Raw genomic sequence first — 22,943 nt, forward strand, 5'->3', positions numbered from 1 at the left:
TGGGGCAGATCCTCAGAGGACTTTGCGATCTTCACGGGCCATCTTTTCCAGCTTCTGGCGAATGCGCTGGCGCTTGAGCGGGGACAGGTAATCCACGAACAACTTGCCCATCAGGTGGTCCATCTCGTGCTGGATACAGATGGCGAGCAGGTCGTCCGCTTCCAGCTCGAACGGTTTGCCGTGGCGATCCAGAGCGCGGATCTTGATCTGCTCAGCGCGCGGTACCAGAGCGCGGCTGCCAGGCACGGAGAGACAACCCTCTTCAATGCCGGTGCTGCCACACTGGGAGATCACTTCCGGATTGATCAATACCAGAGGATCTTCACGGTTTTCAGAGACATCGATCACTATGATGCGTTGATGAATATCCACCTGCGTTGCGGCCAGGCCAATGCCTTCCTCCGCATACATGGTTTCGAACATATCATCTACAATTTGTTGTAACTCGGGTGTAAAGGTCTCGACAGGGGCTGCGATAGTACGCAGACGCTCATCGGGAAAACGCAATACATCTAGAATGGCCATAGTTTTTTCTTTAGTTTCGTATAAATGCAGTCAATATTGGCGTAATTCTAGTCATTTACGCCGACAAAAAACAGCAACACTTTGCGCGCAGAGGTAACAGGGAGTGTTATGTATCTGAAGCAAACCATCCTCACCTGCCTGCTGGTGACCATGAGCCAAGCTGCTCTGGCCGATCAGCTGAGGTTGAAAGCGGGTTATCCCGAAAGCTATGTAGTGCAAAAAGGCGATACCCTGTGGGATATCTCCGGCAAATATCTCTCTGAGCCATGGCTGTGGCCCCGGCTCTGGAACATCAATCCACAGATTGCCAATCCGCACTGGATCTACCCAGGGGACGTGCTGCACCTGAGCTGGGTCAATGGTGAGCCCCGGCTGGGCAAAGCGATGCAGGGGGACAAACAGGTCATCCGTCTCGGCCCGAAAACCCGTTATGAGAGCAAGGCAAATCCTATCCCTACTCTGCCCTTCAGCGAGATAGGTCCCTTTTTGCAGACGGACCATATTTTGGCCGACAGTCAGCAGCAGAAAATGCTGCCCTATTTGCTGGGTTCAGACGAAAAGCACATTGGAATGCTTGAGGGGGACACCCTCTATGTGCAGGGAGCTCTGATACCGGGCAAGATGTATGGCATCTATCATCCCGGGGTGGTCTACAAGGATCGCGAGACAGGTGAGCTTTTGGGTCAGGAGGCCATCTTTGCAGGCGTGGTGCGTGCGGTAGCGCTGCTGGATGGTGATCGGACCGAAGTTACTCTCACCCACAACCAGCGTGAAGTATTGCAGGGTGACAAGATTATGGAGCTGCCCCCTCAGGAGAACATGCCTGCGGTTTTCATGCCCAAGGCTGCCCCGGCGATTGCCCCTGGCTACATCATCGACTTGCCGAGCAAAGCCAGGGGAGGGGGCAAGTTTGATGTGGTCTTGATTAACAAAGGCGCTCGGGATCAACTCTCCGCGGGCGATGTGCTCGATGTTCGGCGTCCGGGGGCTGCGCTGGTCACCAAGAATGGTGCAGTGAAATACAAGGAGTTCTCCTCTGTCTACGACAAGGTGTTCTACAGTAGTGGCAACCAGAAGGCACCACTGCCCTCTGAAGCGATTGCCCGCGTCATGTTGTTCAAGGTGTATGACAAGCTGAGTTATGGCCTCATCATGCAGAGCAAGGACATGGTGAGCTCGGGTTATCAGGTCACTCACTTCTGACGTGAACTACCCCGATGAGCGCTTGGCGCTCTGGTTAACCCTCAATGCGGTTACCGGAATCGGCCCTGTAACCGCAGTTCGGCTGCTGGAGCAGATCGGCGGTTCGATTGATGCCCTGTTTCAGAGCGATGAAACACAGCTGCACGGTATGGGGCTGTCGTCAGAGCAGATCAAACAACTGCGCTGGCCCTCGCCGGTTGTTGAGCAGAGTCTGGCTTGGGCCGCGTTACCTGGCAATCTCCTTATTCCGCAAGATCACCCTGTTTATCCGCCCTTGTTGCGTGAAATTCCCGCGGCCCCCCTGTTGCTCTACTGCCGTGGCGATCTTGAAGCGCTGTCGCTACCCCAGCTGGCGATGGTGGGGACACGTCATCCCACCTATGCAGGCAAAGATAACGCGTCCCGTCTCTGTAGCGAACTGGTTAGATGCGGGTTCGCCATCACCTCGGGCCTTGCGCTCGGTATCGATGGTGTTTGCCATCAGCAGGCGCTGGCTTGTGGTGGTATCACCCTTGCCGTGTTGGGCTCCGGGCTGGATTGCCTCTACCCCAAACGCCATCAGGGACTGGCAGGTCAGATTCTGGAGAAAGGTGGTTTGCTTATCTCCGAGCTGGCGCCGGATAAAGGGCCGCTGGCTGAACATTTTCCTCGTCGCAACCGTATTATCAGTGGTCTGTCGTTGGGAACTCTGGTGGTGGAGGCGACCGAGCAGAGTGGTTCGCTGATCACCGCTCGCTATGCACTGGAGCAGGGGCGCGAAGTGTTTGCGGTACCCGGCGCCCCGCAAAACGCCCAGGCGATAGGGTGCAACAGATTAATTCAGCAGGGGGCCAAACTTGTGCTGAGTGCGGCCGATATAGTGGAAGAGTTGCCAGAGTGGTTCGCACGGCCAGATCCGTCGGCCATACCATCTGAGCAACAGCATAATAGCGAATTGCCTTATGCTGATTTGTTGGATAACGTAGATTACGAGACCACGAGCGTGGATACCGTTGCCGAGCGGACCCAGCTTCCTGTCGAAGTGGTATTGGGCAGGTTGGTAGAGCTGGAGTTGGTCGGTGCAGTGATGGCGGTAGCCGGTGGATACGTCAGAGCGAGGAGGGCGAATCATGTTTGATGTATTGATGTACCTTTTCGAGACCTACATCCACAGCGATGCAGATGTGATGGTCGAGCAGAATGAACTCACCGACGAGTTGAGCCGAGCCGGTTTTGACAAGGAAGAGATCGACAAGGCGCTCGACTGGTTGGAGCGACTTGCCAATCTGCATGATAGCGAGCGGGAGGTCTATGTGGCCGCCAGCGCGCAAGGCTCGATGCGTATCTATGCCCCGCAAGAGCTGGCACGCCTCAGCACCGAGTGCCGCGGCTTCCTGCTATTTCTGGAACAGGCCCAGGTACTGAATGCCGAAACCCGCGAGATCTGTATCGAGCGTCTGCTCGAGTTGGACAAACCGGATATCGAGCTGGATGACCTGAAGTGGGTCGTCATGATGGTGCTGTTCAACGTACCGGGCAGTGAAAATGCCTACCAGCAGATGGAAGAGCTGGTGTTTGATGAGTCAGACGGCGTCATTCACTGACAGTCCGGTGCCGCGCTGGTAGAATTCAGGCCATCTGGATTTCAAGGCGCGGCCCATGTCAAAAATCGATCATCACCTCTTTTCAGCCCACGAACATGCCTTCGAGCGCGAGCCGTGCCCGCAGTGCGGGGCCGAGCTGGTGATCCGCCAGGGCAAACATGGCCCCTTTCTCGGCTGTTCTGCCTATCCTGCCTGTGATTACATTCGCTCCCTGACGCCATCCGGCCGCGACATCGAAAAGGTGCTCGAAGGCTCTGCCTGTCCCGATTGCGGACAGCCGCTGGCGATCAAGAAGGGGCGTTACGGTCTGTTTGTCGGCTGCACTCAGTATCCGGCCTGTCAGCACATCGAATCCCTGCAGGAGAGCGATGATACCCAGATCCTCTGCCCCGAGTGCGGCAAGGGTCATCTGGTGAGCCGGACCTCCCGCTACGGCAAGCAATTTTACTCCTGTGATGGCTATCCCCATTGCAAATATGTGGTGAACTACAAGCCGATCCCCATGCCTTGTCCCGCGTGTGGTTGGGGCATCATGGTCGAGAAAAAAGTGAGGGGAACGCTGCGTTGGGTCTGTCCGCAAAAGAAATGCGGCCACCAAAGTGAGCAGGTATAATCCCGCCGCCGCAACCGGATTGAAACGTTTTCGGTGAACTTCACCCCCCCACTTGGAGTAAGGAAATTCCCACCATGAATAAACCCTTTGTTGCCGTATTGATGGGCTCTGATTCTGATTTCCCCGTGATGCAGAGCACCCTCGAGGTGCTCAAGTCATTTGATATCGCAGTGGAAGTCAAAGTCACCTCCGCGCACCGCACGCCGGCTGCGACCCATCAGTATGTGACCGATGCCGAGGCCCGTGGCTGCAAGGTCTTTATCTGTGCTGCCGGTCTGGCTGCGCACCTGGCGGGTGCCGTAGCCGGCATCACGACTCGTCCTGTGATCGGGGTGCCCATCGATGGTGGCTCGCTCAAGGGGCTGGATGCGCTGCTCTCCACCGTGCAGATGCCGGGTGGTGTACCGGTGGCGACCGTGGCGATCGGCAAAGCCGGTGCCAAGAACGCAGGTTATCTGGCAGCCCAGATGCTGGCAGTAGCCGATGATGAACTGGCAGCCAAGGTTCGGGCCGAACGCCAGAAGAATGCCGAAGAGGTGATGGCCAAGGATGCCGCCCTGCAGGCTCAACTCAAGTAAGTGAACGGGTGGCGATCCGGATGTGTCGTATTTTTCCTGTGCTACAGCAAAACGTCACTTTGTTGTGGTCGCCGCCGTATGGATTCAACTTGCTACTAAGTGACGAGGCGGCAGCCTGGCTGCCGCATTTTTCCTATGCCAAATGAATTTGAACAGGCGGTTGCCGCCCTCCAGCAGGAAGGGGTGATTGCCTATGCGACCGAGGCTGTGTTTGGTCTGGGTTGTGATCCCGACTCCGAAGTGGCGGTGCAGCGACTGCTGGCCATCAAACAGCGTCCGGTAGAGAAAGGGTTGATCCTGATTGCTGCCGACGTGGCGCAATTGCAGGATTACATCGATCTGAGTCAGCTTAGTGGTGAGCAACAGGCTCTGGTTGAAGCCAGCTGGCCCGGTCCTTTTACCTGGATCATGCCTGCCCGTGCAACGACGCCGGCCTGGCTGACCGGGCAGTTCGAGACCATCGCGGTACGCGTGACGGCTCATCCTCAGGTGCAGGCGCTGTGTCGCGCCTTTGGCAAGCCGCTGGTCTCTACCAGCGCCAACCTGACCGGTGAGGAGCCTGCCCGTCGGGTGGCTGATATCGGTGAGCGGCTGGCAAGCAAGTTAGCCTATATCCTGCCCGGTGAAGTGGGTGGTCAAGCTAACCCATCCGAGATCAAGGACGCCCGAACCGGCGCCATTATTCGCCCCTCCTGAGCAGGCGGATACGTCATGATTTGCTATCAATCCGCTGAGCGGTGAGCTCATCGGATTGATTTAACTATAAAAATGGACAGGGCGTTCACGATCCTGCCTGACTGGAGACAAGATGAGCAAACCGGATGTGGCCCAGGTCAAGGCCTTCCTGTTGCAGTTGCAGGACGAGATCTGCCGTGGTCTGGAGCAGGCCGATGGCAGTGGACACTTTGTGGAAGATGCCTGGAGCCGTGAAGGCGGTGGTGGCGGACGCACCCGCGTGCTGCGCCACGGCGCGGTGATCGAGCAGGGGGGCGTCAACTTCTCCCATGTGTATGGCGATGCCATGCCTGCCTCTGCTACAGCACATCGGCCAGAGTTGGCCGGTCGCAAGTTCGAGGCGATGGGCGTGTCGCTGGTGATCCATCCGCACAACCCCTATGTGCCGACCAGCCACGCCAACGTCCGTTTCTTCATCGCCGAGAAGGAAGGCGAAGAGCCCATTTGGTGGTTTGGCGGTGGCTTCGATTTGACGCCCTTCTATCCGTTTGCCGAGGATGTCCAGCACTGGCATCAGGTCTCCCGTGATCTCTGCCAGCCGTTCGGTGATGAGATCTACCCCGAGTTCAAATCCTGGTGCGATCGCTACTTCTTCCTCAAGCACCGCAACGAGACGCGAGGGGTGGGCGGCCTCTTCTTCGACGATCTGAATCGCTGGCCTTTTGCCGACTGCTTTGCCTTTATGCAGGCGGTAGGTCGGGGATATCTTGATGCTTACCTGCCGATCATCGAACGACGCAAGGCGCTGCCCTATGGCGAGCGGGAGCGGGAGTTCCAGCTCTATCGTCGCGGCCGTTATGTGGAGTTCAATCTGGTGTATGACCGTGGCACCCTGTTCGGGCTGCAGACCGGCGGACGTACCGAGTCGATCCTGATGTCGATGCCACCGCTGGCACGTTGGGAGTATGACTGGCAGCCGGAGGCGGGCACTCCTGAAGCCTTGCTCTACACCGATTACCTCACGCCGCGAGAGTGGCTGTGACCAGAGGGACCATGATGGTCCCTTTTTACTGGCCGTTATTCGGCTTGTTCCCGAGTGCGAAAACCCGTTAAATCGGAATATTGCCCTCTGATGGAACTCTTTGATGGATCGTTATCTGGTTTTTGGCCACCCGGTGCGCCACAGCAAGTCCCCCTTCATTCACACCCTGTTTGCCAGACAAACCCAGCAAGAGCTGGAGTATGGGCTGGCTGAACCCGCCGTCGACGAGTTTGCCCAAGCCCTGCGCACCTTCTTTGCCCAAGGGGGCAAGGGATGCAATGTCACCGTTCCCTTCAAGGAGCAGGCATTCACTCTGGTCGATCGCTTGAGCCCGAGGGCCAAGCGGGCGGGTGCGGTCAATACCATCAAGCTGACCGATGATGGCGTGTTGCTGGGGGATAATACCGATGGCGCCGGATTGGTCGCCGATCTCAAGTCCCATGGTGTGACGCTGGCGGATAGCCGGATCCTGCTGCTGGGTGCCGGTGGCGCTGCTCGCGGTGCATTGGCGCCGCTGCTGGCTGAGTTGCCGAGCGAGCTGGTGATCGCCAACCGTACCCACACAAAAGCGCAACAGTTGGCTGCCGAATTCCACGATCTGGGGCCTGTGACTGCTCAGACCTATGAGCAGTTGGCAGGGCCATTCGATCTCGTCATCAACTCTACCTCCGCCAGCCTGCAAGGAGAGCTGCCGCCGTTGGCCCCAGCCCTGATCCACACTGATATTGCCATCTACGACATGATGTATGGCGCCTCGGATACGGCTTTTATCAGTTGGGCCAAACAGCATGGGGCTCGTCAAACCATGGATGGACTCGGCATGCTGGTGGAACAGGCCGCCGAAGCGTTTACCGTGTGGCGCGGAATTCGTCCCGGGACTAAACAGGTATTGAGAGAGTTGAAGCGTAACTTGGGGGTGATATGAACCAGGGTATTCTGTTTCCCGACCTGATGGAGTGGCAGGCTGACGAACAGCGGGTGCGTTTTCCTGCCCAGCAGATGGGGGCGCTGATAGATTGTTACATCAGCCATCGGCGACTGGAGAGAATGACAGGTCTGGCGCTGACGAGAGAGGATGACATCGTCAGAGCCTTCGAAAGTGTACGTTTTGATATTGAAGACATGGCTGAAAAACTCATTGAAGAACAAGAGTTTGCTGAGGATGGCGCTATCTACCTCTGATTTTTTAAAGTTTTTTTGTTTTGTAGCGGAACTACTTTGAAATGGCGCTGACTAACTAGATAGTTGAGGAAGTGCTAGCTAGTCACCTTTATAACTCCCCGGTATTCGTACTGGGGATTTTTTTATCTATATGAAAATAAAAGATTTTTTCTTAATCTGTAAGTTGTGAAACTAAATTACATAAATTACTTTCACTTTCTGCTGCTTTGCTGTACAGTTGTCTGCGTAGGGTACAGAGGTAAGATGTTCTATCTTTCAGACCTTTTATTTCACGTAATTGAATGTGGCTGAATAGCTGCCCCGATGAGGTTCTCGTCGGGGTGTTTTTTTATGCGCATCATTTAGAGTAAATGCTTTAAATTGGCGATGCATTTGATAGAATGAGGCTGCTTCTTGAGGAATACCTGTCGTCTGGTACTCAAGATTCAGCTTCTTCCCAATTTTTTGAACTTATTATTTCAGGCTGGATGGCATCACTGTCGTCCGGCCTCATTTTTATCCCTTTCGGTTAGGTTTTGTAATTAAATTTCATTTTTGTCTCTTTTTGTAATTATTGTTCGTTTTGAAAGAACGAATTTGAAAACGCTATCAACGCCTACTTAAGTTAATTATTTATGTGAATTAACTGCCTATCTATATGAACTGTAAGCGGTAATGGATATAGCAAGGGAGCTGAATACGGGGTGTTTGTCGTGAGGCAGGTGAAAGCGACAATCTGAAACCCTTTCAATCAGCGGAGGAGTGCTCCGCCAATTGCAAGGAGAGCGAGGAGTAGATTACTCCTCGGCAGGTTGCTGTTCGTCAGCGTTCAGCAGGTCGGTATCGTCACCACTGACGTACCATTCGGTCAGGGTTTGCGCCAGCTTCTCCACACCGATATTGGTGAGGGAGGAGAACGCTTCGACCTGGATCTGGGAACCGAGGTTGGCAACGGCCTGGCGCACCTTGATCACCTGGTTGTTGCGCGGGCCGGGGCTCAGTTTGTCAGCCTTGGTCAGCAGTAGCATGACGGGCAGCTGACGGTGCGAGCTCCACTCCAGCATGTTCATGTCGGTATCTTTGAGCGGATGGCGGATGTCCATCAGGATCACCAGACCTTTCAATGACTCACGGCGCTGCAGATACTCTGCCAGTGACTTTTGCCACTTGAGCTTCATTTCCAGCGGAACTTGCGCATAACCATAACCCGGCAAGTCGACCAGACGCTTGCCCGGTTCCAGCTCAAACAGGTTGATCAGCTGGGTACGACCGGGTGTCTTACTGGTGCGCGCCAGGTTCTTGTGTTTGGTTAAGGTGTTCAATGCAGATGACTTACCGGCGTTGGAACGGCCGGCAAACGCGATCTCGACACCCCCATCATTTGGCAGGTGACGGATGTCGGGTGCGCTGGTCACAAAATGCACCTTATTGAAATTCAGAGTTTGTGTTTCCAACGTAAATTCCCCATGGAGATAGAGGGTTATAGAGTTACTTTTTTGTAAAATGGTGTAAAATAGCGTCGCTTAAACGCGTTTATTTTAACATGCCTTCAGCGGCATGGGATCTGGAAGCCTAATAACGAAAAGTTGGAACGCCATGAAGAACCTAGTCATTACTCTTGCTCTGATGGTTGGCGTAACGGGGATGGCACAAGCCAAGGGCGATGCCGCTGCGGGACAGACCAAGGCTGCCGTTTGTGCGGCTTGTCATGGACCGGACGGAAACAGCCTGGTTGATATGTACCCCAAAATTGCTGGTCAGCACGCATCATATATCAAAAAGCAGTTAGTTGAACTGAAGGCTGCCGCTTCTGGTCAAATTGGCCGGGTTGCGCCAGTGATGGGGCCGATGGCGTTACCTTTGTCGGAACAGGACATGGATGACCTGGCGGCTTATTTCTCCAGCCTGAAGGTTACCCCTATCGCTGTCCCTGACGACGTGGTCGAAGCGGGCAAGGCTCTCTATATGGGTGGTGACATGAGTCGCGGTCTGGCAGCTTGTACGGCTTGCCATGGTCCTCGTGGCTCGGGTGTCGAACAGGCGAAGTATCCCAACCTGTCCGGCCAGCATCCTGCCTATATCAAGGCTCAGCTCACCGCATTCCGTGCCGGGACGCGTGACAACGATCCGAATGGCATGATGCGGGATGTTGCCAAGAAACTGACTGATCAGGATATCGAAGCCCTCTCCAAATATGTGGCGGGTCTGCACTGATATAGTCGATACGGTCGATTTGAGTTGAAACGGGGAGCCTGGGCTCCCTGTTGTTTTTATGGCTTTCAGATAATTCTCGGTTTAATCCCCCCGTTCTGTAAGAGATCTCCCATTCTCAAGGCAGGCCAAGGCTCATAAAATTGCATAAAATATTAAATAATCATTATTTATCAGTGAATTATATAAATATTGATATTTTTCGACATGTTGAGAATGTTTTGAGTGGATTGAGCCGCTTTATAGAGTTGGTACAGTAGGCTTAATGGATTCACCCACGGATTGGGTGACGGTTTCACGACAGGGTGTTGTGAGCAGAGGATGGCTGGCGTGGCGGGATGCCATGGGCTCGGATGAGCTGGCAAAGGATTGAAGGATCAGGATGGTGACCATCTCCGGAGCGGGATGGGGTTGCGGGATGCAGACTCCCCGGCACGATGGCAGGATGCGGTCGAGACGGGTCAAACAGGCACACGCACATTCAGGAACGACCAATATAAGGTCAGGATGACCACACAACGATATGATGCGGCGACAAGTTGTCATGGAGAGGACGAAACAGACTGTTTTGCCATTCAGGATGGCGCACGCATGAACATATCAAGGCAGCTTCGGCTGCCTTTTTTCTTTTGGGTCATTAACCCGATTAGCCATTCTGTGTCAAAATACCAGCAACATGCCCAGAGGATACCGATCCTGCGGTGTTCAGTGGCCTGATTGGGCCTGATTGGTGCGGGATCCTGCTCTTGTTCCAGCCTTACTGTTCCTCGCATCGTATCCCACCGGGTGAAATCATCCCGGGTACGGGTCAAACCAGTTATTTTCGGAGTTAGCCATTCATGTCTGCCAAACAACCCACTCGCAAGCCTACTGGCAAGCGCAAAGAATCTGATGTCAGTGCTCAAGAAGGCCGTGAGCGTAAACGGGCTGCCAAGCGCAAAGGCCTGAAGGCTGGTTCTCGTCAGCAAGTTGAACAGCCGAAGAGCAAGTCTGGCAACAGCCAGTCCAAAGATCCGCGTATCGGTTCCCGCAAGCCGGTGGTACTGGTGGTGGATGACAAACAGAAGAAGCCGACAGCCCCCAAGGCGGTGAAAGAGAAGAAGCTGGTGATGACGCCCGAGCAGGAACTGGCTTCTATCGAAAACGATGACCGCTTGAATGATCTGCTGGATCGTCTGGATGCCGGTGAAACCCTGGAAGCGGCCGAGCAGGCCTGGGTTGATCAGCGCGTCGACCGTTATCAGGAGCTGATGGATGAGCTGGGCATCATCGACAACGACGATGATGAAGATGATGATCTGCCGTTTGATGATGGCGATGACGCCGAGTTCGACGAGCAGAAACCAGCCTCCGAAGAGGAGTTGTGGGACCGTTTCAACCAGGTCGATTTCAAGCCGGAACCCAAGCCTGAGCCGAAGAAAAAGTGATGAGTGGATGGATGCTGGCCGCCCTGTTGGGCGGCCTGATTTTGTCAGGGTTGGCCATCTATGCAGGCATGCTGCTGGCCAGGCTGAGACGACAGCAAGCGATGCAGTGGCAGGCGATTACCGCTCGCAATGAACGAATTCTGGAGAGCGTGCGGGTCATTGCCCATGCGGTGCGGGAGGGGCAGTGCGATTACTCCGAAGGCGCCATTCGGCTGACCAATCTGCTGGATGCGTTGCAGATCAAGGGGGGGCGAGCGTTCGTTGCCGAGTTCCCGGGTCTGTACGGGCTGTATGAGAAGGTGAAAGATATGCCGACTCATGAAGCCAGACGTGCCCTCAAGCGCAATGAAGTGATGAAGATGGATCTCGAACGAAGCGGCTACGAGGCCGAGCTGGAGGCTCAGATCCTCAAGGATGTGGCCCAGCTGAAGGATTTTCAGTTAGGTCGGTGAGCCAACAATAACAACAAGAGAGGAAGCGAGCGTGCAAGCAGAACAGATTGTGTGGGATCAGGCCCTGATCGAAAAATATAACTACAGTGGCCCGCGATACACCTCTTATCCCACTGCGCTGGAGTTCAACGAGAGCTTCGGCTATCCGGATTTTGTCCGCGCAGCCGGCCAGTATCCCGAGCGCAATCTGTCGCTCTACGTGCATATCCCTTTCTGTCACAAGCTCTGCTACTACTGCGGCTGCAACAAGGTCATTACCCGTCATCAGCACAAGGCTGACGAGTATCTCGACTACCTGGAGCAGGAGATCAAGGCGCAAGCCCCGCTCTTCAAGCATCGTCTGGTTACCCAGCTGCACTGGGGGGGCGGTACACCCACCTATCTGGATGAAGCGCAAACGCGCCGTCTGATGGCCATGCTGCGTGAGCACTTCCATTTCGCCGAAGAGGGGGAGTTCAGCATCGAGGTCGATCCGCGTGAGATTGCCATTACCATGCTGGATGTGCTGCGAGACGTCGGCTTCAACCGCATCAGCCTTGGGGTGCAGGACTTCAACAAGGATGTGCAGGTTGCGGTCAACCGCGAGCAGGACAACGACTTTATTAAAGCCATGTTGGAACGGGCCAGAGAACTGGGTTTCCGCTCGACCAACCTCGACCTTATCTATGGCCTGCCGCATCAGGATCGTGCCAGCTTCCACCATACGTTGGAAGAGGTGCTCAAGACGGATCCGGCGCGCCTTTCCATCTTCAACTATGCCCACTTGCCGAGCCGCTTTGCCGCCCAGCGCAAGCTGAAAGAAGACGACATGCCTGCTCCGCAGGAGAAGCTGGCCATGCTGCAGGACACCATCGCCTTCCTCACTGGTCAGGGTTACCAGTTCATCGGCATGGACCATTTTGCCAAACCCGATGACGAGCTGGCGGTGGCGCAGCGCGAGGGCAAGCTGCACCGCAATTTCCAGGGCTATACCACTCAAGGTGATTGCGATCTGCTGGGGCTGGGGGTCTCCTCCATCAGCATGATCGGTGATGCCTACTCCCAGAACCAGAAAGAGCTCAAGACCTATTACGCACAGGTTGCAGAGCTGGGTCATGCCCAGTGGAAAGGCTGCTCGCTCAATCAGGATGACCTGATCCGCCGTGAGGTGATCAAGCGGCTTATCTGTGATTTCCGTCTGAACTTTGCGTCTGTCGAGCAGGCGCACGGTCTCAATTTCAGAGAGTATTTTGCCGACGATCTCAAGCTGCTGCAGACCTTCATCAACGATGGATTGGTGCGTATGACGGAGGATGGTCTGGAGGTATCCTCCACGGGGCAGCTGCTGATCCGCAATATCTGCATGTGTTTCGACGTGTACTTGCGCAACAAGGCGCGCCAGCAACAGTTCTCTCGCGTGATATAAGCTTGTTTGCCGATTAGAGAACAGAGAAGGGCGCTATCGTGGCGCCCCTTTCATATGTATTTTTGCTTAGGCTGCGGGTCGCGAAGGTTCTGGTAAGAAGTCTCTGCGCTGAGGCAAGCAATTGGGAATCAAGCAATGGTCGGTGAAACGCAGCTAAAAAGATGGGGGCGACTTGCGTCGCCCCCGGTAGTCGTATCGCTCAGATCCTTGAACGAAGTTGCTCCCTGCAATCCCTGACTGTTTACCTCTTCCTTTAGGTTTCCCCTTCCCAATCCTTTGGGGTGTCCTTTAGCCATCTTGGCCTGACGAGTCATCCTGTCCCGTCGCACTTTCTCCGTCCCGGGAGGTGTCCTTTACCACATCCTGTGGTGAGTCCATTTGCCCAACCCTGGCAGCCAGTCTTCCTGACCGACTTCATTGCGTCCGTGCATGAGTAACTATAAGGATTTTCTAACCAGCTACAACGCCAGATTGGAAAACGTTTTTGTTATTAACGCTTTCGAAAACGGTGTGTTTCTATTTATTCATTTATAAACATGGAGTTAAGTTAGTCGCCTTCATGTTTTAAGATCCTATCTTCCGATTATCTCGAGGATCTTTTCGGCTTTTGGCTTACATGTGGAATGGCGGATCTCTTACACGGAATTTTGGTTACTTTGGAAACAGATTCTGTGCTCTGATGGTGATCACCCAATGTGGGTGTGATGGCAGGAAAAGAGCAGTTAATGGGGTATTTATAGGTGCTGGTTGAGGCGCTCATAGATGGTCTGGCGCTCTTCAGGGGTGAGCGAAGAGAAGTAGTGGGTAAAGAGACGCAGTAGCAGGGACTTGTTCATGCCGTCTTGTTGGGTCAGATTACCCAGCTCATCGATGGCCACTGTACTCATGGAGAAGGTGGCTTTTTTGTAGCTGGGCTTCAGATGCTCACCACTCTCGATAAAGGCCAGTGCCGACAAGGCTTCATCCCTATGCAGAGTCAACTCAAGGCTGACCACCTTGGGTTTACCCTTGGCGTAGAACTCAGCATCTTCGATAAATTCATCGACAGTGAACTTCTTCTGGTGATGCAGCTGATGCTTTTTCTTCAGGTCCGCCAAGCCCATCTCATACCCCCACTTTCAGGAACTCTTTGGCGATGGCCCGGATCTCTTCGGCAGATTTGCCATCCGGTTCTATCTCCATCACCGATAATCCCTTTTCCTCACTATCGTCGTAGACGTTGCGGCCATAGGTGATGGAATTCAGTACGTCGACTCCGAACGAGGCACATACCTCTTTGGCCTCGAGAATCCGCTTTACCTGATTGGGCAAAGATGGACATTGGGTCAATACAACGGCTGCATTGAGGGTCGGATTGACCATCTTGCAGGTGGTGATCAGATCTTCCATGTGGGGTAGGGTCTTGAGGTCGCGGCGTTTCGGGCGCAAGGGGATCAGGGCGTGGGTGGCGACAGCCATGGTGGAGCGCAGTGCCCGGTTGTCTTGCCCGCCGCAATCGACGATGACGTAGTCATAGCGATTTTTCAGGCTAAGCAGATCGTTGCGAATATTGCCATAGAGCTGAACGCAGTTGATTTGTGGCAGATCCGGGTTGTCGTTGCGTTCCTGAATCCAGTCCGAGGTAGTGCGTTGCGGGTCGCAGTCGACCAGTAACACCTCTCCCTGAAATTGGGATCTGAGGTAGACCGCCAGATTTTGCGCCAGGCAGCTCTTGCCACTGCCACCCTTCTCCCCACCGACCAACAAGATCATGACGTTCCCCTATCCATGAGAAAACCGCTGATTTCAGTATAGGAGGGGGTTGGCTCATCACAAGGCGAGAGGAGTGATGCTCCTCTCGTTCTGCAGGTTAATAGTGAACACTGCCGCCATGCCAGCGGCAGACATAGTCGGGCACCAGCATCTGGGGAGCCTTGTCGACATGGCAGACCACCATGGGTATGGCAGGGGCTCCTTCAGCCTGACTGAGGGTGGGGAGCGCAGAGAGCAGCAAAGTCGCGAGCAACAGCATGGGTTTCATCTTCATAACAACTCCTTGGTAGTGTCATTCCTGTGTGATCCGGATCACTTTCTGAGTTAAGTCGAGGTTGGCGCCAGCGCAAGGTGAGGTGAATAAATTCAATTAATGAAAAAAGTATCAAAAGGCGTTGTGGTGACCGACGAGGATGGCTGCCCACCTTGATGCGGACTTTGTGCATATTAAGTTGAACCGCAAAAAGAGGCGGTGACTTATGAGGCTGGGCCTGATGGGGTTGGCGTCAATGCCATGATCTGGAACAAGAAAAGATTTATGCAGTGAATGTGGTCGATGTGAGTATTTATTTCTCCCGCGTTCCTCTCGTTACGGCGATGTATTCAATACACAGGTAGTAATATTCAGATATTATTTTAGTTGCCACCCATTTCATTGTTTTTTAATGTGTTTTTGTTTTTTCTTTTAATCTTTCCAGTGAGTTGGCATGAATAAAAGTTGAATCAACCTGAAATATATCGGGGTGGTTTTGCATGAAGATTCAGGGTTTGCTGAGAGGAAAATGCGTAAATTGCTACTGGAGTCATAGATTGAAAGGTGAATATATTCAGTTCAAAGTGAATGTGATCAATGTCTAAGTTTATTGCTATTGGCAGGTCTAACCTCGGCTTCGAAAGGCAAGGGCAGGATAGAACATAAGCCGATTACCCTACATAAAGAATATCCCGCCTTAGCCACGAGCATGAATAGAAGGAATCTATTCAATCACTCGCAGGGACCACTGCTAGACGGAATATAATCATGAGCAAATTTTATGTAGGTTCTGAAGTTGGCCAATTGCGCCGTGTCATGTTGCACCGCCCCAACCTCAGTCTGAAGCGTCTGACTCCTTCCAACTGCCAGGATCTGCTGTTCGATGACGTCCTGTCTGTTGAACGTGCCGGTCAGGAGCACGACAAATTCGCTCAGGTACTGCGCGATCAGAATGTCGAAGTTTTCCTGCTGACCAATCTGCTGGCGGAAACCCTGGATGTGCCGGAAGCCAAAACCTGGCTGCTGCAACATCAGGTCTCCGACTATCGCCTCGGCTCTTCTTTTGCCAACGACGTGCGCTGCTTCCTGGCTGACATGCCGCACCGCGAACTGGCCCGCATTCTCTCCGGCGGCCTGACTTACTCCGAGATGCCCTACAGCGGCGTCAACATGGTAGTGGGCATGCACGCTCCGACCGATTTCATCATCGAGCCGCTGCCCAACCACCTCTTTACCCGTGACACCTCCTGCTGGGTTTATGGCGGCGTCTCCATCAACCCGATGGCCAAGCCGGCTCGTCGCCGCGAGACCAACCATGTGAAGGCCATCTACCGCTGGCACCCGATGTTTGCCGGCCAGGACTTCATCAAGTACTTCGGTGACGAGGAGCGTGACTACGACAACTCCACCATCGAGGGTGGCGACGTACTGGTGATCGGCCGCGGCGCCGTGCTGATCGGCATGTCCGAGCGCACTACCCCGCAAGGTGTCGAGCACCTGGCTCGCAGCCTGTTCAAACATGGTCAGGCCAAGCAGGTCATCGCCATGGAGCTGCCGAAACATCGCAGCTGCATGCACCTGGATACCGTCATGACTCACATGGACATCGACACCTTCTCCGTCTATCCGGAAGTGATCCGCAAGGATGTGCAGTGCTGGAGCCTGACTCCGGGCGGCGCCACCGGCATGAACATCAAGGAAGAGGGTTACTTCGTCACCGCCATCGAGAAAGCACTGGGCGTGGATCAGCTGAAGATCATCACCACTGGCGGTGACAGCTTCGAAGCCGAACGTGAGCAGTGGAACGACGCCAACAACGTACTGACCGTACGTCCCGGCGTGGTGGTGGGTTACGAGCGCAATACCTACACCAACGAGAAGTATGACAAGGCCGGCATCACAGTTCTCTCCATCCCGGGTGATGAACTGGGCCGTGGCCGCGGCGGCGCCCGCTGCATGAGCTGCCCGATGGAACGCGACAGCATCTGATGAGACGGCGTGGCGCCGGCAGAAGCTGGCGCCACACAGAACCAAACTCGAGATTAACCACTATGAAAAAACCAACTGTCGTCGTCGCTCTGGGTGGCAATGCACTGCTCCGTCGTGGTGAGCCACTGGAAGCGGATATCCAGCGCAAGAACATTGCAACTGCCGCCAAGACCATCGCCCTGATCGCTCAGGAGTACAACGTGGTGCTGGTGCATGGCAACGGCCCGCAAGTCGGCCTGCTGGCCCTGCAGAACAGCGCCTACACCAAGGTATCCCCCTATCCGCTGGATGTGCTGGGTGCCGAGTCCCAAGGCATGATCGGCTACATGCTGATCCAGGAGCTGAAAAACCTGATGCCGAGCCGCAACGTCACCGCGCTGCTGACCCAGGTGCAGGTTGATCCCAAGGATCCGGCATTTGCCAATCCGACCAAATTTATCGGCCCCGTCTACGAAGAGGCTGAAGCCCGCACCCTGGCAGAAGAGAAGCACTGGGTGGTCAAGGCTGACGGCAAGTTCTTCCGCCGCGTAGTACCGTCCCCGCTGCCTCAGCGCATCGTTGAAGGCGATGCCATCGAAACCCTGATTGCCCAGGGCCACCTCATCATCTGTACCGGTGGTGGTGGTATCCCGGTGACCTGGGATGGCCAGAGCCTGACCGGTATCGAAGCCGTCATCGACAAGGACATGTCTGCCGCCTATCTGGCCAAGCAGATCAAGGCCGACGCCCTGCTGATCCTGACCGATGCCGATGCCGTCTATCTGGATTGGGGCAAGCCGACCCAGCGTCCGCTGCGAGTCACCAGCCCGGACGAGCTGGCCGGGGTCAAGTTCGATGCAGGTTCCATGGGGCCGAAAGTCGAAGCCTCTTGTGAATTTGTCAAAGCGACCGGCGGCATGGTCGGCATCGGCTCGCTGGAAGATGGCCTCGCCATCCTCAAGGGGGAAGCCGGCACCAATATCGTCGCCACCCGCACCGTACATGCGTAATTACCGACATCTGTACTGAGAATGCGTAGTCAACACTACTGCCCGAACTGGTCTGAAACATATATAGAGAGAACTCATCATGGCTTTTAATCTGCGTAACCGTAACTTCCTGAAACTGCTGGACTTCACCCCGCGCGAAATCCAATACATGATCGACCTGGCCATCGACCTGAAAAAAGCCAAATACGGTGGCTACGAGCGCAAGCATCTGGTCGGCAAGAACATCGCCCTGATTTTCGAGAAGACCTCCACCCGTACCCGTTGTGCGTTTGAAGTGGCGGCCTTCGACCAGGGCGCACAAGTCTCCTACCTTGGCCCAAGCGGTTCCCAAATCGGTCACAAGGAGTCCATGAAGGACACCGCCCGTGTACTGGGTCGTATGTATGACGGTATCGAATACCGCGGCTACGGTCAGGAGATCGTCGAAGAGCTGGGTGCCTACGCCGGTGTCCCGGTCTGGAACGGCCTGACCAACGAATTCCACCCGACCCAGATCCTGGCCGACTTCATGACCATGCTGGAGCACGGCAAGGGCAAGCGTCTGGATCAAATCAAGTTCGCCTACCTGGGTGATGCCCGCAACAACATGGGCAACTCCCTGATGGTCGGCGCTGCCAAAATGGGCATGGACATCCGTCTGGTCGCGCCGAAAGCCTTCTGGCCGGAAGAGGAGCTGGTTGCCAAGTGCCGCCTGATCGCCGAAGAGACCGGCGCACGCATCACCCTGACCGAAGATGTGAAAGAGGGCGTGCTGGGTGCTGACTTCCTCTACACCGACGTCTGGGTATCCATGGGTGAAGCGAAAGAAGCCTGGGATCAGCGCGTCAAACTGATGACCCCGTATCAGGTCAACATGGATGTCATCAACGCCACCAAGAACCCGGATGTGAAGTTCATGCACTGCCTGCCGGCGTTCCACAACGACGAGACCACCATGGGCAAGGAAGTGGCTGACAAATATGGCATGAAAGGCCTGGAAGTGACCGAGGACGTGTTCGAATCCGAGCACAGCATCGTGTTCGACGAGGCCGAAAACCGGATGCACACCATCAAGGCAGTGATGGTTGCTACGCTGGGCGACTAAGGTCGCAGTAGTGGTGCCGGGGGGCGACCCCCGGCTTTTCGACCATGTGACAGCGGCATAATACCTCTAACCCTACAACCCGCAGCCTGCATGGATACCACACCCACAGAAGGAAGCTGGACCATGACCAAATTCAAGTTCCCGTCAGCCTACACGATACTGTTTGTGCTGATCGCCCTGGTGGCCGCCCTGAGCTGGATAGTGCCGGCCGGCAAATATGAGATGACCATGAACGAAGCCCTCGGCAAAGAAGTGCCGGTGGCGGGTACCTACAAACTGGTGGAGGGGAATCCCCAGGGGATCGTCGACGTGCTGCTGGCACCTATCGATGGCCTCTACAACCATGACACCTATGAGGCAGGCGCCATCGACGTCTCCCTCTTTATCCTGATCATCGGTGGTTTTCTTGGCATAGTGACCAAGACCGGTGCCATCGATGCCGGTATTGAACGTGTGACCGACCGCCTGCGCGGCCGGGAAGAGTGGATGATCCCGATCCTGATGGCGCTGTTCGCCGCAGGGGGTACCATCTACGGGATGGCCGAAGAGTCGCTGCCGTTCTACACCCTGCTGGTGCCGGTGATGATGGCCGCCCGCTTCGACCCAGTGGTGGCAGCGGCAACCGTATTGCTGGGTGCCGGTATCGGTACTCTGGGTTCCACCATCAACCCGTTTGCGACTGTTATTGCCGCCAACGCCGCCGGTATCTCCTTCACCGACGGTATCTGGTTGCGCGTTGCCATGCTGGTCGCCGGTTGGCTGCTCTGTGTTGCCTACGTCATGCGTTACGCCAAGATGGTGCGCAGCGATCCGAGCAAATCTCTGGTGGCTGACAAGTGGGAAGAGAACCGTGCCCACTTCCTCGGCAACAAGAGCGACCAGATGCTGGAGTTCACCCTGACCCGTAAAATCGTGCTGGGTATCTTCGTCGCCGCCTTTGCCGTGATGATCTATGGTGTGGCCGTGCTGGGCTGGTGGATGGCGCAGATCTCCGGTGTGTTCCTGGCTGCCGCCATCATCGTTGGTCTCATCTCCCGCATGAGCGAGGAGGAGTTGACCTCCAACTTTATCGACGGTGCCCGCGACCTGCTGGGTGTGGCGCTGATCATCGGTATCGCCCGCGGTATCGTGGTGGTAATGGATAACGGCATGATCACTCACACCATTTTGCACAGTGCAGAAGGGATCGTGACCGGCCTCTCCACCATCGTCTTTATCAACGTGATGTTCGTGCTGGAAGTGGTGCTCTCCTTCTTGGTGCCGTCCTCCTCCGGTCTGGCCGTACTGACCATGCCGATCATGGCGCCGCTGGCCGACTTCGCCAACGTGGGCCGCGATCTGGTGGTGACTGCTTACCAGTCTGCCTCCGGTCTGGTGAACCTGGTGACTCCGACCTCCGCCGTGGTCATGGGCGGTCTGGCGATTGCCAAGGTGCCTTATGTGCGCTGGCTGAAGTGGGTGGCTCCGCTGCTCGGTATCCTGACCGTGCTGATCGTGGTCTGCCTGAGCCTGGGGGCCGTGCTCTCCTGAGGGATAACAAGCAAGATAAAACGGGAGCCTGTGGGCTCCCGTTTTTTATGGGCGCAAGAAGTGATGAACACAAAATAGCAAGCAACAAAAAGGCGACCCGCGGGTCGCCTCGATGTATTTAGGGGAAATAGCTTAGCGTGCCTGCGCCAGCGTGCGCACCACGGCGGCATGGGCCTGACGGGTACGGCTGATATGGCGCGGCGCGACCAGCACCACGTCATTGCCCGCGACGGCGCCCATGATCTCGGGATTGGCGTTGCGATCCAGCAGGCGAGCCACCACGGTGGCGGCCCCCGGAGTGGTGTGGATCAGCACCATCTGCTGGTTGTGTACCACTTCGCGCACCATGTCGTGGATCGAGCGGGTACTGCCGGCGGGTTCCAGCTGCTCATCGACCAGGGTGTAGACCTTCTTGCCGTTGGCATTCTGCGCCTTGGCCACGCCGAGGCGGCGCAACAGACGGGAGATGGTGGACTGGCTGATGTCGGCAAAGCCGCGCTCCGACAGCTCGCGGCGGATCTCTTCCTGTGTGCTGTAACAGTGCTGACCGATGATCTGGCGACAGGCATCCAGCTGGGCCAGATCGGGCTCTTGGGCAACGGGACGACTGAGGGTTTTGACCACGGCGAATTCCTTTGATGATGACCGGAGGTAAACGCGCGATATCTGCCATAGTAGTCAGTTATCAGGTAAAAACACTGATAATCAACCTATATGCAGGGAATGAGCGGGCATTACCATCTTGCGATGGCAAATTATAGCTGACTGGAAATTCGGTGATGTGACAGGGTTCAAAAATGGGCCCCGTGGGGCCCAATCAGATATCAGTAACGCTCGCTGACGATGTCCTGAGTGAAGGACTTCTCGCAATATTTGCACTTCATCTGCACCACGCCTTTCACTTCGCGCACCCGGAAGTAGCTGTCCACCGGCTCGTTGTGGGAGATGCAGTTGGAGTTGGGACAGTGGAACACCCCGGCAATGAACTCCGGCAACTCCAGCTGGTGCTTCTTCACCACATTGAAGTCTTCAATGATGTTGACGGTCGCTTTCGGGGCGAACAGCGCCAACTGGTTGGCTTGTTGCTCGGTCAGACGGGTGTTCTCAATCTTGATGAGATCCTTCTTGCCCAGCGCGCCGGATTTCAGGTTGAAGCCGACGGTGATCCGCTCCTGGGTTTCGACCAGCTGGAACAGCTTGAGGATCTTGATGCCCTGGCCAGCGGGGATGTGATCGATGACGGAGCCGTGACGGATGGCTTCGACTTGCAGTTGGTTCTTGTCAGACATGATATTCCCCTAAGCTCAGACAGTTTCGTTCAGTACCAGTGCCAGCAGCGCCTGGCGTGCATAGACCCCGTTCTCCGCCTGCTGGAAGTAGCAAGCGTGGGGGGTCTTGTCGACCGCCACATCGATCTCGTCGACGCGGGGCAGGGGATGCAGGATCTTCATGGTGGGCTTGGCCCCTTCCAGGGTCGCCAGCTCCAGAATGAACTTGGCGGCCATGTGCTTGTATTCGGTCTCGTCGAAGCGCTCTTTCTGGACGCGGGTCATGTAGAGAATGTCCAGTTCCGGCATCACCTCTTCCATGGTCTGGTGGACGCTGAACTGGATGCCCTTCTCTTCCAGCTCTTCGCAGATGTAGTCCGGCATCGCGAGCGCTTCCGGGGAGATGAAGAAGAAGCGGCAGTTGAACAGGCTGAGGGCCTGGGCCAGCGAGTGTACGGTGCGGCCATATTTCAGGTCACCGACGAAAGCGACGTTGAGGTTGTCCAGACGGCCCTGGGTCTCATGGATGGTGAACAGGTCGAGCAGGGTCTGGCTCGGATGCTGGTTGGAGCCGTCGCCGCCGTTGATGACCGGCACGCGGGAGAATTCGGAGGCCAGACGGGCCGCGCCCTCTTTCGGGTGGCGCATCACCACCGCATCCGAGTAGGAGCCGATGATCTTGATGGAGTCAGCCAGCGTCTCGCCCTTCTTGGCGCTGGTGTTGCCACCGTCGGCGAAGCCGATGATGTTGCCGCCAAGGCGCTGTACCGCGGTCTCGAACGAGAGGCGGGTGCGGGTGGAGGCTTCGAAGAAGCAGCTGGCAACCAGCTTGTCTTTCAACAGGCTGGTGTCAGGTTCAGCCTTCAACCGTTGTGCGGTTGAGACTACCAGTTCCATTTCTGACCGGGTCAGGTCCGAAATGGAGATGACATGTTTCTTATAGAGTGGATTGGTCATCGTCTGCATTCCCTTTGACATCATTGGAGGTTTTTCGGGCACAAAAAAAAGCCCCTGAAACAGGGGCTTTTTTTAAAAATAACTGGGGATCGTTGGGGTGGGAACCGGAAACAACGGGGCCGCTCTGGTGCGCACCACCCGTCTGCAAGGCTGTTTTCTGAATCAAAAACTGCATCGTTTCGTCCCGACCTTTTTCAAAACCGGACAGATTATAGGGCCGCTTTTTTAATTGTCAAAATTTTATTT

At 55.4% G+C, this 22,943-nt stretch carries 26 protein-coding genes; 17 read left to right on the forward strand and 9 right to left on the reverse strand.

What is annotated here, in order from left to right:
• Positions 1 to 12 precede the first annotated feature (12 nt).
• Entirely contained in the window at positions 13 to 525 is a 513-nt protein-coding gene (gene def, locus G5533_RS13465) for a peptide deformylase (protein ID WP_216952294.1), read from the reverse strand.
• Positions 526 to 633: 108 nt separating this feature from the next.
• On the opposite strand from def, the gene G5533_RS13470 reads away from it, so the two are divergent.
• The 9 genes from G5533_RS13470 (at position 634) to G5533_RS13510 (ending at position 7,401) form a co-directional block, all read left to right on the forward strand.
• The gene (locus G5533_RS13470; protein WP_421206321.1) at positions 634 to 1,728 is read left to right on the forward strand and encodes a LysM peptidoglycan-binding domain-containing protein; all 1,095 of its coding nucleotides are present in this window, start codon (positions 634 to 636) and stop codon (positions 1,726 to 1,728) included.
• 1 nt (position 1,729) lies between these two features.
• Positions 1,730 to 2,845 (forward strand): DNA-processing protein DprA, encoded by a 1,116-nt coding sequence (dprA, locus tag G5533_RS13475; protein ID WP_227341764.1) that lies wholly within the window; start codon positions 1,730 to 1,732, stop codon positions 2,843 to 2,845.
• Entirely contained in the window at positions 2,838 to 3,311 is a 474-nt protein-coding gene (locus G5533_RS13480; protein ID WP_227341765.1) for a DUF494 family protein, read from the forward strand. The genes dprA and G5533_RS13480 overlap by 8 nt, the downstream gene beginning before the upstream one ends.
• 55 nt (positions 3,312 to 3,366) lie before the next feature.
• Complete coding sequence (locus G5533_RS13485; protein ID WP_421255739.1) at positions 3,367 to 3,924, forward strand: DNA topoisomerase family protein; 558 nt, start codon at positions 3,367 to 3,369, stop codon at positions 3,922 to 3,924.
• A 74-nt stretch (positions 3,925 to 3,998) separates the two neighbouring features.
• Complete coding sequence (gene purE / locus G5533_RS13490) at positions 3,999 to 4,502, forward strand: 5-(carboxyamino)imidazole ribonucleotide mutase (protein ID WP_421255740.1); 504 nt, start codon at positions 3,999 to 4,001, stop codon at positions 4,500 to 4,502.
• 135 nt (positions 4,503 to 4,637) lie between these two features.
• Entirely contained in the window at positions 4,638 to 5,198 is a 561-nt protein-coding gene (locus G5533_RS13495) for an L-threonylcarbamoyladenylate synthase (protein WP_421255741.1), read from the forward strand.
• A 112-nt stretch (positions 5,199 to 5,310) separates the two neighbouring features.
• Positions 5,311 to 6,219: an oxygen-dependent coproporphyrinogen oxidase gene (gene hemF, locus G5533_RS13500; protein ID WP_005357520.1), complete on the forward strand. Its 909-nt coding sequence runs from the start codon at positions 5,311 to 5,313 to the stop codon at positions 6,217 to 6,219.
• A gap of 103 nt (positions 6,220 to 6,322) precedes the next feature.
• A complete protein-coding gene (aroE, locus tag G5533_RS13505; RefSeq protein ID WP_270905537.1) occupies positions 6,323 to 7,144 on the forward strand; it encodes a shikimate dehydrogenase in 822 nt (273 codons plus the stop codon).
• Complete coding sequence (locus G5533_RS13510; RefSeq protein WP_005357522.1) at positions 7,141 to 7,401, forward strand: DUF1488 domain-containing protein; 261 nt, start codon at positions 7,141 to 7,143, stop codon at positions 7,399 to 7,401. Before aroE ends, G5533_RS13510 begins: the two co-directional genes overlap by 4 nt.
• Positions 7,402 to 8,177: 776 nt before the next feature.
• Here the strand turns inward: G5533_RS13510 and yihA are convergent.
• Complete coding sequence (gene yihA, locus G5533_RS13515) at positions 8,178 to 8,834, reverse strand: ribosome biogenesis GTP-binding protein YihA/YsxC (protein ID WP_216952281.1); 657 nt, start codon at positions 8,832 to 8,834, stop codon at positions 8,178 to 8,180.
• Between the two features lie 142 nt (positions 8,835 to 8,976).
• Between yihA and G5533_RS13520 the strand changes: the two genes are divergently transcribed.
• The 4 genes from G5533_RS13520 to hemN all read left to right on the forward strand — a co-directional run bounded on the left by G5533_RS13520 (position 8,977) and on the right by hemN (position 12,875).
• Entirely contained in the window at positions 8,977 to 9,594 is a 618-nt protein-coding gene (locus G5533_RS13520) for a c-type cytochrome (protein ID WP_005339710.1), read from the forward strand.
• Between the two features lie 836 nt (positions 9,595 to 10,430).
• Positions 10,431 to 11,018, forward strand: a complete 588-nt coding sequence (gene yihI, locus G5533_RS13525; protein WP_421206328.1) for a Der GTPase-activating protein YihI — start codon at positions 10,431 to 10,433, stop codon at positions 11,016 to 11,018.
• 11 nt (positions 11,019 to 11,029) lie between these two features.
• The gene (locus G5533_RS13530; protein WP_216954465.1) at positions 11,030 to 11,470 is read left to right on the forward strand and encodes a DUF2489 domain-containing protein; all 441 of its coding nucleotides are present in this window, start codon (positions 11,030 to 11,032) and stop codon (positions 11,468 to 11,470) included.
• A gap of 31 nt (positions 11,471 to 11,501) precedes the next feature.
• A complete protein-coding gene (hemN, locus tag G5533_RS13535; protein ID WP_204384669.1) occupies positions 11,502 to 12,875 on the forward strand; it encodes an oxygen-independent coproporphyrinogen III oxidase in 1,374 nt (457 codons plus the stop codon).
• Positions 12,876 to 13,609: 734 nt separating this feature from the next.
• Here hemN and G5533_RS13540 read toward each other — a convergent pair.
• The 3 genes from G5533_RS13540 to G5533_RS13550 all read right to left on the reverse strand — a co-directional run bounded on the left by G5533_RS13540 (position 13,610) and on the right by G5533_RS13550 (position 14,901).
• Complete coding sequence (locus G5533_RS13540) at positions 13,610 to 13,978, reverse strand: CopG family transcriptional regulator (RefSeq protein WP_421206330.1); 369 nt, start codon at positions 13,976 to 13,978, stop codon at positions 13,610 to 13,612.
• Between the two features lies 1 nt (position 13,979).
• Entirely contained in the window at positions 13,980 to 14,627 is a 648-nt protein-coding gene (locus G5533_RS13545) for an AAA family ATPase (RefSeq protein ID WP_216952274.1), read from the reverse strand.
• 97 nt (positions 14,628 to 14,724) lie between these two features.
• Entirely contained in the window at positions 14,725 to 14,901 is a 177-nt protein-coding gene (locus G5533_RS13550) for a hypothetical protein (protein WP_421172631.1), read from the reverse strand.
• Positions 14,902 to 15,648: 747 nt separating this feature from the next.
• Between G5533_RS13550 and arcA the strand changes: the two genes are divergently transcribed.
• From arcA to G5533_RS13570, 4 genes are all read left to right on the forward strand, one after another.
• On the forward strand, positions 15,649 to 16,869 hold the full coding sequence (gene arcA, locus G5533_RS13555; RefSeq protein ID WP_005339718.1) for an arginine deiminase: 1,221 nt from the start codon (positions 15,649 to 15,651) through the stop codon (positions 16,867 to 16,869).
• A gap of 62 nt (positions 16,870 to 16,931) precedes the next feature.
• Positions 16,932 to 17,858, forward strand: a complete 927-nt coding sequence (gene arcC / locus G5533_RS13560) for a carbamate kinase (RefSeq protein WP_005339719.1) — start codon at positions 16,932 to 16,934, stop codon at positions 17,856 to 17,858.
• Between the two features lie 79 nt (positions 17,859 to 17,937).
• Positions 17,938 to 18,942, forward strand: coding sequence for an ornithine carbamoyltransferase (argF, locus tag G5533_RS13565; protein WP_005339721.1), 1,005 nt, complete (start codon positions 17,938 to 17,940; stop codon positions 18,940 to 18,942).
• Positions 18,943 to 19,065: 123 nt separating this feature from the next.
• Positions 19,066 to 20,472, forward strand: coding sequence for a YfcC family protein (locus G5533_RS13570; RefSeq protein WP_005339725.1), 1,407 nt, complete (start codon positions 19,066 to 19,068; stop codon positions 20,470 to 20,472).
• A gap of 132 nt (positions 20,473 to 20,604) precedes the next feature.
• Here G5533_RS13570 and G5533_RS13575 read toward each other — a convergent pair whose 3' ends face one another.
• From G5533_RS13575 to G5533_RS13590, 4 genes are all read right to left on the reverse strand, one after another.
• On the reverse strand, positions 20,605 to 21,096 hold the full coding sequence (locus G5533_RS13575) for an arginine repressor (RefSeq protein ID WP_005339728.1): 492 nt from the start codon (positions 21,094 to 21,096) through the stop codon (positions 20,605 to 20,607).
• A 200-nt stretch (positions 21,097 to 21,296) separates the two neighbouring features.
• Positions 21,297 to 21,761 (reverse strand): aspartate carbamoyltransferase regulatory subunit, encoded by a 465-nt coding sequence (pyrI, locus tag G5533_RS13580; protein WP_441254894.1) that lies wholly within the window; start codon positions 21,759 to 21,761, stop codon positions 21,297 to 21,299.
• Positions 21,762 to 21,776: 15 nt separating this feature from the next.
• Complete coding sequence (pyrB, locus tag G5533_RS13585) at positions 21,777 to 22,697, reverse strand: aspartate carbamoyltransferase (RefSeq protein WP_005339735.1); 921 nt, start codon at positions 22,695 to 22,697, stop codon at positions 21,777 to 21,779.
• Positions 22,678 to 22,872 carry a hypothetical protein gene (locus tag G5533_RS13590; protein ID WP_013724188.1) on the reverse strand — a complete coding sequence of 65 codons (195 nt, stop codon included), beginning with the start codon at positions 22,870 to 22,872 and terminating at the stop codon, positions 22,678 to 22,680. The genes pyrB and G5533_RS13590 overlap by 20 nt, the downstream gene beginning before the upstream one ends.
• Between the last annotated feature and the right edge of the window lie 71 nt (positions 22,873 to 22,943).

Source organism: Aeromonas sp. A600620, from assembly GCF_029479985.1.
In the GTDB taxonomy this organism is placed as follows: domain Bacteria; phylum Pseudomonadota; class Gammaproteobacteria; order Enterobacterales; family Aeromonadaceae; genus Aeromonas; species Aeromonas veronii_A.

What these genes read in the sequence shown, in the direction of transcription:
- yihI (WP_421206328.1), top strand. Translation starts at nt 10,431, where the DNA reads ATGTCTGCCAAACAACCCACTCGCAAGCCTACTGGCAAGCGCAAAGAA.
- G5533_RS13510 (WP_005357522.1), top strand. Translation starts at nt 7,141, where the DNA reads ATGAACCAGGGTATTCTGTTTCCCGACCTGATGGAGTGGCAGGCTGAC.
- aroE (WP_270905537.1), top strand. Translation starts at nt 6,323, where the DNA reads ATGGATCGTTATCTGGTTTTTGGCCACCCGGTGCGCCACAGCAAGTCC.
- purE (WP_421255740.1), top strand. Translation starts at nt 3,999, where the DNA reads ATGAATAAACCCTTTGTTGCCGTATTGATGGGCTCTGATTCTGATTTC.
- G5533_RS13530 (WP_216954465.1), top strand. Translation starts at nt 11,030, where the DNA reads ATGCTGGCCGCCCTGTTGGGCGGCCTGATTTTGTCAGGGTTGGCCATC.
- G5533_RS13495 (WP_421255741.1), top strand. Translation starts at nt 4,638, where the DNA reads ATGCCAAATGAATTTGAACAGGCGGTTGCCGCCCTCCAGCAGGAAGGG.
- def (WP_216952294.1), bottom strand. Translation starts at nt 525, where the DNA reads ATGGCCATTCTAGATGTATTGCGTTTTCCCGATGAGCGTCTGCGTACT.
- G5533_RS13485 (WP_421255739.1), top strand. Translation starts at nt 3,367, where the DNA reads ATGTCAAAAATCGATCATCACCTCTTTTCAGCCCACGAACATGCCTTC.
- hemF (WP_005357520.1), top strand. Translation starts at nt 5,311, where the DNA reads ATGAGCAAACCGGATGTGGCCCAGGTCAAGGCCTTCCTGTTGCAGTTG.
- G5533_RS13590 (WP_013724188.1), bottom strand. Translation starts at nt 22,872, where the DNA reads ATGCAGTTTTTGATTCAGAAAACAGCCTTGCAGACGGGTGGTGCGCAC.
- argF (WP_005339721.1), top strand. Translation starts at nt 17,938, where the DNA reads ATGGCTTTTAATCTGCGTAACCGTAACTTCCTGAAACTGCTGGACTTC.
- pyrI (WP_441254894.1), bottom strand. Translation starts at nt 21,761, where the DNA reads ATGTCTGACAAGAACCAACTGCAAGTCGAAGCCATCCGTCACGGCTCC.
- G5533_RS13470 (WP_421206321.1), top strand. Translation starts at nt 634, where the DNA reads ATGTATCTGAAGCAAACCATCCTCACCTGCCTGCTGGTGACCATGAGC.
- G5533_RS13545 (WP_216952274.1), bottom strand. Translation starts at nt 14,627, where the DNA reads ATGATCTTGTTGGTCGGTGGGGAGAAGGGTGGCAGTGGCAAGAGCTGC.
- G5533_RS13520 (WP_005339710.1), top strand. Translation starts at nt 8,977, where the DNA reads ATGAAGAACCTAGTCATTACTCTTGCTCTGATGGTTGGCGTAACGGGG.
- arcC (WP_005339719.1), top strand. Translation starts at nt 16,932, where the DNA reads ATGAAAAAACCAACTGTCGTCGTCGCTCTGGGTGGCAATGCACTGCTC.
- G5533_RS13480 (WP_227341765.1), top strand. Translation starts at nt 2,838, where the DNA reads ATGTTTGATGTATTGATGTACCTTTTCGAGACCTACATCCACAGCGAT.
- pyrB (WP_005339735.1), bottom strand. Translation starts at nt 22,697, where the DNA reads ATGACCAATCCACTCTATAAGAAACATGTCATCTCCATTTCGGACCTG.
- arcA (WP_005339718.1), top strand. Translation starts at nt 15,649, where the DNA reads ATGAGCAAATTTTATGTAGGTTCTGAAGTTGGCCAATTGCGCCGTGTC.
- G5533_RS13570 (WP_005339725.1), top strand. Translation starts at nt 19,066, where the DNA reads ATGACCAAATTCAAGTTCCCGTCAGCCTACACGATACTGTTTGTGCTG.
- G5533_RS13540 (WP_421206330.1), bottom strand. Translation starts at nt 13,978, where the DNA reads ATGGGCTTGGCGGACCTGAAGAAAAAGCATCAGCTGCATCACCAGAAG.
- G5533_RS13550 (WP_421172631.1), bottom strand. Translation starts at nt 14,901, where the DNA reads ATGAAGATGAAACCCATGCTGTTGCTCGCGACTTTGCTGCTCTCTGCG.